The following is an 11,364-nucleotide window of genomic DNA, read 5'->3' as shown; positions in this document are numbered from 1 at the left end:
TGTTCATTCCTTGTTACGGTATTTTTTGCGATCGCAGGGTCAACCCAATTGGCCTCACCAATTGACTATGGCGAGGCTAGTGGCACGAGCCTTGCGGTTAGGGCGTTCTGCTTTGATTCAGACCGGTTTAGAACCCTTGCAGGAAACCTCTCTACAGTCTTCCTATCGCCTGAGTTACCTGGCACCAGCCCTGGTTTGGTCTGGACCTGTGATCGTAGTAGCACCCTTATGGATACAAGAATGGTTGCTGCAAAAGGAAATTCCCCTTTTACAACAGTGGTTTGGTAGCGATAAGGTAATTCATACCAGTGATAGGTTTCCCGATCAACCCTTCCAAGGACTGTTGATTACTTCACCAGAATCGTGGCTAACAGACCGCTTGAAGCACAAGGGCTGGTTTCCTAATCACATCCCTACTGTGATTGATGGTGTGGATGACCTAGAATCTTGGACCAGTAACCAACTTAAAGGCTGCATCCAGCCCCAAGACTGGGACGCACTGATGCAAGCCCATCCACAACAGGCTGATTTGATTCGGGATGTGCGGGTAAAGCTAACCAAAGCCTTATTTCAGCGCCCTGCTAACCCCTATGAGTGCTACCTGATTGAAGCAGATCAGCAAGATGGCTTGGAACAGCTATTTGATCGACTAAGTTCCCTCAGCACTGAAGCACAATCTCTGTATCGGCTAAAACCCTGGGAAAAGTTTTGCCACTTCTGGCAGCAGTCAGGTCAGCTAATGTGGGCAACCGTTGCGCGATCGCAAGGTCAGTTTTCCTTATATAGCGCACCAGTAGAAGTGGCTACAGCCTTAAATCCCATTTGGTCGAGACAGCCAGTAGTGCTAATCGGTGGGGCTCTAGATTTAGAGAAAACTGCCTCTGTGTACCGTCAGCAGATCGGATTAGGCGAGTTAACCTGTTTGAAGTTTTCCCCTCACCGACAGATTCAACTGTATTTGCCCGATCGTCTACCCATGCCCAATACAGAGCGATTTCAAAACGCTCTGACTCAAGAAATTCGCACCCTACTAAACCTAAGTACTGACATCACCAGACCAGTAGTTATTTTAGTCGGAGATGTCCCCCTCAAAGCCCAGCTAGGGGCAGTCTTAGCAGCAGAATGTGGTTCCCGAGTGCAGGTAGAAACCACCAGTCTCAGTCACAGAAGTATTTTGATTTGTGGCTGGGAATTTTGGCATAGGTATCAAGCTCAAATCCCTTCTCCCCAACTGTTGATGATTGCTACCTTACCAATTCCCTCTTTGGAAAATCCATTAGTTGCTGGTCGAGTCGCTTACTACAAGCAGCAACGTCAGGATTGGTTTCGTTTGTATTTGTTACCAACAGCATTGAGAGAATTACAACGAGCAGTGGCACCAGTTAGAGCTACTCAAGGCTGTGTTGCCATCTTGGATAATCGTGTAAACCGCCGCAGTTATGGACGCCATGTGTTATCAGCCTTGAGTCCTTTTGCTCGAATTAATTATTTAGATGCTAGTTGGTTTAATTCAGATTCCCCAGAAGGACAAGATACTTGGCTTTAGAAAGTCAGTAAGCTAAAACGAATTTAAAATGCGTTTTAGCAAGGCAAAAGGCAAAAGGCCTGCATGATAAAGGGGACTGGAATATATATTTTTTAGTTGATTTCACGGGCTTATACAGTTTAAATTCACAACAGTTTAGGTTAGTAAAATTAAAGCCAAAATGTTGAGTAACCCAAGTCCTAATTACAATCCAAGTTTGAATTAACTGTTTCCCACCCCTACAGAATTATCAAATGTCAACATTCAGCTATCAGCTCTCAGCTATCAGCTCTCAGCCATAGGCCAAGCCTGATGGCTGACGGCTGACGGCTGAATGCTTACTATCAAATTGCCGTATTGATAGCACATATTCCCCTTGATTTGCACTATAATTTGTTGAAACATCAAACACTAAACCATCTGTCTCAGCCTTGATATCAATTACATTCGGTAGATTTCCTTCTTTATTAAAGCTCAGTAGCTGATAAAGTCTATCTCCTACTTTGACAACACTCCCTAACTCAACTCTCGATTGAATCATTCCTCCAGCCGGAGCATAGTATCTCTCGATGTTATCTTTAGATGCTAATTTCATTTGGTAGGAGTCTGGATCAGTTATCGGAAAATCCGGCAACTGTAACATTCCTTTTTTCGACAAATAGTTTTTGATACCGTATACTCCCCTTTTCACCGACTCTGGATTCATTTGCATCCCAGAACCCAATTCTAGGGTCCATGATTCAATATCAAACTGAAGGGTTCTGCCTAACTTAGCCAAGGCTTTCTCTAACCCTTGCCAAGGCTTAATAAATGCTTCATCGAAAGCATCCCCATCATACTCATCCTCATGCATCACAATTCCATAATCGAGAAGAAAGTCTTTGGCGCTTTTTTCCCGAGAGTAGAAGCCATACAAGAAATCAAGTCCTTGATTAGTAGAACTATGGATATCAATCACATAGTTAGCATCTACACATAAAGATTGCAGTTGATAGCGATAAATGTGACGAAACGGTAATCCCCTCGGAGAGTAGCAGTCTTCTAAGTGTTGTTTCAAGCTAGACTGGATCCGTGCTAAATAGTTATTTCTGATTTCATCAGGGTTCAAATTAAGTTGAGATTGGGCGAAATCCTCTAAATCATCACACTCTTTTTCATAGTCCCAAAAGATCCGATTCCAGTCTTGACCATCGTAAGGATTGAATCCTCCTGTGGCAAAGAAATGACTACGCTGATTAGTGCTAGCTGGATTACAAACAGGAACCAGCCAGATTTCCCCAGTCAGCTGAGTGTCATCCAGAGTGCTCAAAAAGTCAATCAACTGGTGAATGACCGCATTACCAACAATTTCACAACCATGGAGATTGCCTTGTAAATATGCCTTCTTTCCTGGTTGGGAGCCAACGAATTTATAGACTTGGAGCGAAATGCGATCGCCTGAGGTTAGTTGCTGAATTGGAATAGTAGAAATAGTTGGATTCATCTAGCAGTTTTAAATTGGGTTAGGTAAAACGTCCTAGTTTTTAGGGAGTAGGGAGTAGGGAGTAGGGAGTAGGGAGTAGGGAATAGGGAATAGGGGGAATAAAATTGACTTTACCTCATAAGTATGATCAATACGTATGATCAACGGTATAGTTGAGCTTAACCCCTATGGTTTTAATGGGGTTAAAGATTTTGTACCATACCCTGGTATCCATCTAGTCAATCGGTAGGTGTTACCATTGAGGCAAAAGTTAGGAGGAGGCACGATGAGCGTTACGATTCCCAACGATATCTTCCAATCCACAGGCATGACAGAAGCCGAGCTAGAGCTGGAGATAGCCGTGATGCTGTATCAAAAGGAAAAACTTACCCTCGGCAATGCTAGTCGTCTTGCTGGCATGAATCAAATTAATTTTCAACAACTCCTTGCCAGTCGCAATATTTGTCGGCATTATGATGTAGAGGATTTTCGAGAAGACCTGCAGACTCTCGAAGAATTAAAGAGCCTGTGAAGATTGTCAGCAATACCTCTCCCATTACCAGTCTGGCTGGTGTAAGACAGTTATAAATTCTGCAACAACTGTACCGGCACATAGTAATCCCCCAAGCTGTAACCCTTGAATTGACTGGTGCAGGCCCAGCAGTGCCGGGAGCTACAGAAGTCCAGACATCCGGGTGGATAGAAACGCGGCAGGTAAGAAACCAAGCTTTGGTACAGGCACTGCGGCAAAAAGTGGATCCTGGTGAAGCCGAAGCGATTGCGCTAGCGATAGAATTACATGCAGATCGCCTAATAATAGATGAACGTAGAGGGAGAAAAATAGCAGCCAGTATGGGCCTCAAGTATATTGGCATTATCGGCGTTCTTTTGGAAGCAAAAAATAGTAATTTTATCACCGATGTTAAGCCCATTATTGACGATCTGATCGTGATCGCTGGTTTCCGAATCAGCCCTCGCCTCTACACGGATATTCTAGAAGTGGCAGGAGAGTAACTGACAACTCGAAACAGATGCGATCGCTTTTAGCGGAAGCTTTCCCTATGCTGAGTTCCTGAACAGAGTTTTGTCAGCTTCCATATTTGGCTAGCCAATCCGAAGTCCACATAAACGGAATTCCAGCTGCAACGGCTGCCTCAGCATCTTCGTTGCGATCGCCAACCATCAAAGCTGAAGAGCCGTTCGTTTTAAACTGCAAAATCATTCCCGGCTTTGGTTTTCGGTATTCTCCAGCGTATGCTTTACTGGTTACTTCAGAACAGTAGTGTCGCTCGCAATAATAACAGGTTGCCCCATAGTCAGGACAAAAAATAATTCCTTTGAGCTGGGGAAGTAACTTAATAGTTTTCTGTTGCTCTTTAATACAATTCTTCAGGGTTTTATGTCGGGCTGCAACTCCAGCCTGATTGGTCACCCCAAGAATGATATAACCCTTATTTTTAAAACATTGCAGAGCTTTATCAGCTCCTTCAATAACTTTTTGCTGGTCAGGGTAGTCAATAAATCTACCTTGACCACTAGGCTGGCGAATGGTCCAGTCGCAATCTACAAATAGCTCAAGTTTTGAATTCATGAAGCTTGCTGGGTGGTACACTAATAACGGAATAGAGTTATTAGCCGATGATGGAAATGTAACTTATTAAGATCATAAGACGCTAGATCGTCAGTAGCCATGGATTCATCCTTGCTCACCGAATCCATGAGCTGTTTAGTGTCATCAAGGTCGATCCACTCCCAGGCCAAGCAAGCAGTTGGTTCTAACTTGGTGTTAATGGCATTTTATTCAAGTCTTTTTCATCAAAGCTTCATCTAGTTACTGGTTTAGTTAATGTTTTCATCAAGTTTTGCGGAATTGTGAAAATTTTACTGAAGTTATATCTATAATTGCTTTTAAAATAAAATTCAGCCATCCAATTCAACTAGTTCATTAAATCCTGAGTACTTACGTCCATGCTTACGACATTTGGCTTGGATGTTTACCTTGATGGTACTCGCTGATTAAGATGCTCCCTTATTGTCTAACTAATTGGCTGAATTCACTTGTTTTTTAGGCCATTTTGCTTGTTAATTAATGACTATAAAATTGAGAGAATCTTAAGGACAGAGTGTGAATATTTTCCTGATTGGTTATTACGGCTATGGTAATATTGGCGACGATTTATTTGTGAAGCAGTTAACTGATTATTTTGCTAGAAAAAAAAATGTCAAAAAAATATTTATCTGTTGCCAAACTAATTATTACCAAGGTTTGAGTCACAAAGTTGTGTTCTTTAGGAATGCACAACTATCAAAACTAAAAAGAACTTTATTACTCTTTAAAAGTGACTGCATAGCCTGGGGTGGGGGAACCTTAAACCTACAAGACAGGCCAAGGAATTTATCAAGGATGCAAGCCTTGTCAAAATTAATGGGTAAGCGTTTCTGCTTCCTCGGTGTTGGATTAGAAAGCGTGAAATCTGAGAAGAAAAAAAAGATAGCTGATATCTTTGAAAAAGCCGATCTGCTATACCTTAGAGATAACCATTCCTATGAAATGGCATTGCAACAGCTTCAACTTGCTAAATCACCTGACTTAGGAGGTGATTTGGCTTTCTTAGATTTGACTATTTATGAAAAGTTTGTCAAACCAGCCCAGCAAGCTAGTGATATTTCCAACATATCCTTCTCTGGAAAATTTTGGTGGGGTGAAGGCAGGGCTGAGTTTTATGCCAAACAGTTAATGCCACTCATTGAGAAGTATAATTGTATGATTCATTTGCTACCAGGACATTTAGGAAATGAAAGAAATGATAATCGCTTCCACGAACGACTGAAGAAATATTTACCTGCTTCTAATTGCCAAATCAACTCATGGAAAAATCCGGAAGAGTTTCTAGCAATCCTGAGGCACATGGATTTTCACATAGGTAATCGCCTGCACTCAATTATACTAGCCGATCTCCTTGGGATTGCCAATATTGGAATTGTTAATTCCGAATCAAAAATTAAGCATTACATTGATAAGTCAGAAATGCTACCGACAGCAAGAGTGGTAAATTTTATGGAACCCTTGTCTCTAGAGCGGATAGAAACAGTTTTAAAAAATTACAAACGACCAGAAGAGTTTATCTGCCAAGAATCAAAAACGGCGAAAGAATGTCTTGAGAAAGTTTTTGCCAATAGATAATTTTTCCTTTATTCAACTACACTAATAAATCTTATGAAACTACTGCATGTTGAAAAAATCATTGCTAATGACACAGTGAGACTTGTTGGTCTCGTGCAGGTTGATAGCCTTGACCAAGAAATAGAGATTTATTTTGAGTATCCTCAACGATTCGCTGATTTTGTCAGTGAAAGCGCCGATGCTTTTGTTCCTGCCTTACTTTTACCGGCAATGGAGAAAGGTGAAAATCTGGAGATAAAACCGCTGATTTCTGCCAAACTTTTTCGCAATTTACCTACCATACAAGATATCTTTCATCAGTGGTATCCATCCCAGCTGAAAAAAGTTTTAGTTACCGCAGAATCCCCAACAAACGATGATCAAAAATCCCTTAGCAAAGTTGGAGCATTTTTCTCCTTGGGCGTGGATTCGTTTTATACCTTTATTAAACATACGAAGACCCGTAGCGACCTTGGACTTCCCCTTTCTCATTTAATTTACATGAAAGGCATTGAGCGACCTTTACGCATTTATAAACATGGTCAAGAAAAAAAGGTAATTTCAAGGATTATGGAAGTTGCCCATGCAGCCAGTATAGATTGTATTGTCGGTGAAACAAATATCCGCAATCATTTTAACTTACAATGGGGACCTTATTATCATGGGGCTGGCTTAGCTTCAGTCTCCCTTTCTCTTTCAGCAGGTTTAGAATCTGTTTTAATTCCTTCAACAGATTCTTATAAAGATGTTTTTCCTTGGGGAACTAGCCCATTACTCGACCACCTATGGTCAACGGAAAAAACTAATATAGTTCATGACGGTTCAGAGACCCAAAGGGTTGAAAAAATTGCTAATTTTTTAGCCAAAGACCCTTTCGCTATGAAATATTTGAGGGTATGTACTAATAATGAAGGTGGTGAAACCAACTGTGGAACCTGCCCTAAATGCGTGAGAACTATGCTGCCTTTACTGATTTCTGGTAATTTAGACAAAGCTATAACTTTTCCAGATAAATTACCCAGTAATTGGAACAGAATATTGCAAATTCAAGATACTCATGATCTAAGTCATGCTGTAGCAATTTTGAAGCTAGCGAAAGACGTTAATGCCGAAGCAAAAATAGTAAACGCTCTTGATAGCAAAATAGAAAATGGTAAGGCCTATCTATTTTGCCAAGGCAAAACTATTGCTGGAGTAGTAGCTTCAATACTTCATGTTTATTTTATTAAGAAGCCATTTGATTTGGTCAAACAACCAATCAAAGACATTCTAAATAGCCTAAGTCTATATAGCGCAAACCAGGGCTGAATGACACCCTGGTTAAGAGCGAGCTTAAGCGAAAAACTTGGAAAAGTCTGGTAGAACTGATCAGCATTCAGCTATCAGTACTCAGTAGTCAGCCGTCAGCACTCAGTAGTCAGCCGTCAGCACTCAGTAGTCAGCCGTCAGCCGTCAGCCGTCAGCCGTCAGCCATTCCCGTAGCGTGCGCGTAGCGAATTAGCTGTTCGCGTAGCGTGGCCAAAGGCCTTTAGCACCTCAAGTAGCACCATCTGTAGCGCATTAGCTGATAGCTGATAGCTGATAGCTGATAGCTGATAGCTGAATGCTTACTCGCTAACTAACCCCCTGATAAAAACTGGGGCTTCGGCCAATGATATTGGTTCTTAACAGGTAGCGGAGCTGCCTGACTTACCTTTTCTTTCCTAGCACTTTCAATAACACTCCCTTGGCAAAGCATCTGAGCCATCAAAATCATTACAGTTTCAAATACTGAGGTCTTATTATTGGGATTAACAGCCACAATTGGGGGTTGATTAGGATCGCCGATGTATGCCATGCGCATCATAATTTCCTCTGGAGTCCATGCCCCTGAAACATCAGTATGAGTCAGACCAATAATCATTGGAATAGTGACCCGCTCCTGCATAAACGATAAAATCTGACGAGCACTAGCAAAATCACTGCTTCGATTAGCTGCCATTAATAAAATATAGGCGTGAGCTCGGCGAATCAAAATATCCCACATAAAATCAAAGCGAGCTTGACCAGGAGTTCCATACAGGTGCAAATCCAAGTTTCGATTTAAGGGACGCAAACCAAAGTCTAAGGCAACGGTCGTTTTTTTCTTAAACAATGATGTGGCATCCGTAGCCGTTCGTTCTGTTTCAATAACCGCACCTTCGCTGAATGTTCTGACAAAAGTAGATTTGCCAGCCCCTATTGTTCCCGTTACTACAATCCGTATACTGTCCATTGGATTATGCTTCCCTAGCAAATACTACAGGTTATCAACTGTGCCAGTAGGTTGGGGTGAATCAAGGTAATTTGTTGACGATTGATGGTTGATGGTTGACGGTTGATGGTTGACTGTTAGTGGTCAACCTTGAACAAAAAATACCTTACATTGAATTTCACACACCCACTGACGTTATACCAATAATCCAGAATGCCTTGGCCGTAGGCCACGCTACGCGAACAACAATTTTTAAAAAAATTTACCATTTAATAATGGGTAATGGGTAATTAATCCTAGTCTTTAAATTAGCCATTACCCATTATCTATCACCCATTACCAATGACTATCAATTACTATAGTTTATCCCTTTTATCAACTATACTATTAGTATAGTAATACCCAGAAAATTACTATAGCAACATTGGTTTTAATTCAGCAAGAGTTCGTTTAATTTCTAACATCAATACTCCCTGCTTAGCTGCTTTACTAGCTAGAACCAGAAATACCGCTTCTTCACCACAACTGGTCAAAACGCTAAATCCCTCTTTCCCCTCAACATAGATCCGGTCAATGTCACCTCTAGCCAGTTCTGAGCCAATTCGCTCACCCAAGGAAAGCATAGCTGCAGACATGGCTGAAACCCGTTCTTCATCCATTTCTCCAGGCAGACTAGATGCTAACGGTAAACCATCGGTCGTGACTACAGCTGCTCCCTGAATATCAGCAGTGGATGTAACAAAATTATGGAGGATATACCCCAATTTTTGAGAATTAATCGCCATTGTTCCCTTACTCCAATTGCAGAATGTGTAATTCGGTTAGTTTGTGTTCCTCGAAACTGATAGCTGATATTTAAGTAGGAGTAGTGCCAATTTTCCAGAACTTATAGACTATTGATTTAGTTTCCAACAAAAACGACACGTAATCTAGCAATCCTATCGGAAACGTGAACAGTTACAGGTCTTACTCAGGACTCATAACTCTCCGAGTCAGAACTATTTTCTTGAGATTTATTGTTCACAAATGATTTAGGATTGCTATAGTTACATAGAGCTAGCGCCAGTACTAATCAGACGTCTAAATAGACCCTCTGTCCAGCCAGTTTCTTTGAGAACCGCTGCCGAACTCACTTCTACATAGGCTTGCTCAATGAAGGCTAAATCAATCATGCAGATCCGACTGAGGGCATCCCGCAAGGCTTCATCTTTACTATCAGTTTTTATCCGGTTAGTAAATGCCTGCACTACAATTGCCATGGCTGGGACGACATGTTGAGGAGCGATACCAATTTTCACATGTACCAAACCTATACGCCAACGACGTTCAGCATAGGCTTTTCCCCAGTCATCCATACCAGTGAACATTTCGTAAAACCATTGCACAAAGGTTACCCGTAGGCGCTCCATACGACCTTCCTTCTCTTTCATAATGGCATCCATTTCTTCATCATTACCTAAGTAAGTATAGAAATGATCTGCCATTTCAGAAGCAATTTCTTTTCCCCAATCTGCGTGTGATTTCAGAAGCGCTTTGTCTTCACTGGTCAAATTGACACGCTTTTCCATCTTGGTCATAAATTCCTGGGGATCTAAGCTCATAATTACTCCGATACAGGTTAAGCTAACTCTAATTGATTACTTGAATGTTTAGCAAAGCACCCCGATTTAATTTTAGATTATTCCAACACTATAGCAACCTTTGTTTTTAAATATTATTATCTGAATAGATAATTTTGGACTAAAATATAATCCAGTATTTTAGTTGCATTTTAGCTTTTTAAATTTATAAAATAAAAGATTTACCAGTTTTTTTTGTATAGTTTTAGTGAAGTTTATAGTTTGGGTTTACCAGAATTTTAAACTATTCACTTCATCTATCGTTGAATGTACCTATAACCTAAACTCTTGGATGTTTAGTAGTTGATACTACATTTATAGGTAAACTCTATAACGTTTACTTACTAACCTTTTCAGAAAGTGATCCGTTCAATCCGGATCACTTTTTTTAGTGACGCTAATTAATGATTTATGTAGTTTTATAAACATAAATTACAGAACATGGCAATTCTTAGAAACGATAATCCTTGGGGCGAAGTATTCGGCTAGCAAATTTGGGAGCAAACCAAGAATTTATGTGCGAATGCTTAGCCCTGACAAACGTCCTTTCTTTTATGGGTTTCGACCTGACAGGGGTTGGTCACTTATTTGACAGTTATTTGAGCTGAACTGTACTAGCTACTGGCTGGTCTAGGAATCTAGGAGATCCATCAAAAGCACCAAAGCCTCAAGCACTGAGGTTCGCTGATTTGGATTAAGTATTACAGTTGGGGGTTGATTGTGAGGGTTGCTATAACCGAGAGTTCTGATAATTTCCTCTGAAGCCATTGCCCCTGGACAATCCATATGGGTTAAACCAATAATCATCGGAACATTTACTCGCTCCTTCATAAACAGGAGAAGCTCACGAGAGTGGTTCAAACTGCTGGGTCGATGAACCGGGACCAGTACAATGTAGGCGTGAGCTTCACGAATCAAAATATCCCACATGAAGTCAAAGCGAGATTGACCAGGAGTACCGTAGATATGAACATTTAGATTGTTACCAAAGGTAAGGCTACCAAAGTCAAAGGCAACGGTAGTTTTTTTCTTTAGCAGAAGTATTTCGTCGGTGGCTTTACCTTCTATTTCCACAGCTTCAAAATTACTTGCTGTCCTCACAAAAGTAGATTTGCCAGCTCCTACAGTTCCGGTTACTACCACACGGATACTTTTCATGGGATTTACTCCACCAAGGCTAATTAATACTGAGTAGATTTCTGTCTTAGCAAATTAGAAAGGGAAATTTGGCGGCGTAAGTCCTGTAATTTGAGTTATAGCAGTCGCCAGGGCAGTTAGGACATGACAAAAGTCTCACACCCTTTGTAAGCGATGCAGAGGTGCGACCAGTGGCGAATTTAATTCGCCAAGGTCAAGCGCACA

At 41.1% G+C, this 11,364-nt stretch carries 11 protein-coding genes; 5 read left to right on the top strand and 6 right to left on the bottom strand.

Features of this window, described 5'->3' with window-relative positions:
* Window positions 1-1,546 (top strand): helicase C-terminal domain-containing protein (locus F6K20_RS08990; protein ID WP_287294468.1); only part of this gene is annotated, 1,546 nt, incomplete at its 5' end.
* 271 nt (window positions 1,547-1,817) lie between these two features.
* On the opposite strand, the gene F6K20_RS08985 is transcribed toward F6K20_RS08990, so the two are convergent.
* Entirely contained in the window at window positions 1,818-3,008 is a 1,191-nt protein-coding gene (locus F6K20_RS08985) for a succinylglutamate desuccinylase/aspartoacylase family protein (protein ID WP_287265429.1), read from the bottom strand.
* Between the two features lie 265 nt (window positions 3,009-3,273).
* Between F6K20_RS08985 and F6K20_RS08980 the strand changes: the two genes are divergently transcribed.
* Window positions 3,274-3,519 (top strand): UPF0175 family protein, encoded by a 246-nt coding sequence (locus F6K20_RS08980; protein WP_287265428.1) that lies wholly within the window; start codon window positions 3,274-3,276, stop codon window positions 3,517-3,519.
* A 56-nt stretch (window positions 3,520-3,575) separates the two neighbouring features.
* Complete coding sequence (locus F6K20_RS08975; protein ID WP_287265474.1) at window positions 3,576-4,001, top strand: PIN domain-containing protein; 426 nt, start codon at window positions 3,576-3,578, stop codon at window positions 3,999-4,001.
* 73 nt (window positions 4,002-4,074) lie between these two features.
* Here the strand turns inward: F6K20_RS08975 and F6K20_RS08970 are convergent, their stop codons facing one another.
* Complete coding sequence (locus F6K20_RS08970) at window positions 4,075-4,578, bottom strand: HAD-IIIA family hydrolase (protein WP_287265426.1); 504 nt, start codon at window positions 4,576-4,578, stop codon at window positions 4,075-4,077.
* Between the two features lie 534 nt (window positions 4,579-5,112).
* On the opposite strand from F6K20_RS08970, the gene F6K20_RS08965 reads away from it, so the two are divergent.
* Complete coding sequence (locus F6K20_RS08965) at window positions 5,113-6,171, top strand: polysaccharide pyruvyl transferase family protein (RefSeq protein WP_287265424.1); 1,059 nt, start codon at window positions 5,113-5,115, stop codon at window positions 6,169-6,171.
* A 33-nt stretch (window positions 6,172-6,204) separates the two neighbouring features.
* Complete coding sequence (locus F6K20_RS08960) at window positions 6,205-7,458, top strand: hypothetical protein (RefSeq protein ID WP_287265422.1); 1,254 nt, start codon at window positions 6,205-6,207, stop codon at window positions 7,456-7,458.
* A 310-nt stretch (window positions 7,459-7,768) separates the two neighbouring features.
* On the opposite strand, the gene F6K20_RS08955 is transcribed toward F6K20_RS08960, so the two are convergent.
* From F6K20_RS08955 to F6K20_RS08940, 4 genes are all read right to left on the bottom strand, one after another.
* The gene (locus F6K20_RS08955) at window positions 7,769-8,404 is read right to left on the bottom strand and encodes a GTP-binding protein (protein ID WP_009149018.1); all 636 of its coding nucleotides are present in this window, start codon (window positions 8,402-8,404) and stop codon (window positions 7,769-7,771) included.
* Between the two features lie 392 nt (window positions 8,405-8,796).
* A complete protein-coding gene (locus F6K20_RS08950; protein WP_009149020.1) occupies window positions 8,797-9,168 on the bottom strand; it encodes a roadblock/LC7 domain-containing protein in 372 nt (123 codons plus the stop codon).
* 261 nt (window positions 9,169-9,429) lie between these two features.
* Window positions 9,430-9,984, bottom strand: a complete 555-nt coding sequence (locus F6K20_RS08945) for a protoglobin domain-containing protein (RefSeq protein WP_009149022.1) — start codon at window positions 9,982-9,984, stop codon at window positions 9,430-9,432.
* Window positions 9,985-10,632: 648 nt separating this feature from the next.
* A complete protein-coding gene (locus tag F6K20_RS08940) occupies window positions 10,633-11,184 on the bottom strand; it encodes a GTP-binding protein (protein ID WP_267872075.1) in 552 nt (183 codons plus the stop codon).
* Window positions 11,185-11,364: the final 180 nt, after the last annotated feature.

Origin of the sequence: Moorena sp. SIO2C4, assembly GCF_010672485.1 — a bacterium.
In the GTDB taxonomy this organism is placed as follows: Bacteria; Cyanobacteriota; Cyanobacteriia; order Cyanobacteriales; family Coleofasciculaceae; genus Moorena; species Moorena producens.
This window is presented reverse-complemented; position numbering and strand designations above follow the sequence as displayed.

What these genes read in the sequence shown, in the direction of transcription:
- F6K20_RS08985 (WP_287265429.1), bottom strand. Translation starts at nt 3,008, where the DNA reads ATGAATCCAACTATTTCTACTATTCCAATTCAGCAACTAACCTCAGGC.
- F6K20_RS08955 (WP_009149018.1), bottom strand. Translation starts at nt 8,404, where the DNA reads ATGGACAGTATACGGATTGTAGTAACGGGAACAATAGGGGCTGGCAAA.
- F6K20_RS08945 (WP_009149022.1), bottom strand. Translation starts at nt 9,984, where the DNA reads ATGAGCTTAGATCCCCAGGAATTTATGACCAAGATGGAAAAGCGTGTC.
- F6K20_RS08950 (WP_009149020.1), bottom strand. Translation starts at nt 9,168, where the DNA reads ATGGCGATTAATTCTCAAAAATTGGGGTATATCCTCCATAATTTTGTT.
- F6K20_RS08970 (WP_287265426.1), bottom strand. Translation starts at nt 4,578, where the DNA reads ATGAATTCAAAACTTGAGCTATTTGTAGATTGCGACTGGACCATTCGC.
- F6K20_RS08980 (WP_287265428.1), top strand. Translation starts at nt 3,274, where the DNA reads ATGAGCGTTACGATTCCCAACGATATCTTCCAATCCACAGGCATGACA.
- F6K20_RS08960 (WP_287265422.1), top strand. Translation starts at nt 6,205, where the DNA reads ATGAAACTACTGCATGTTGAAAAAATCATTGCTAATGACACAGTGAGA.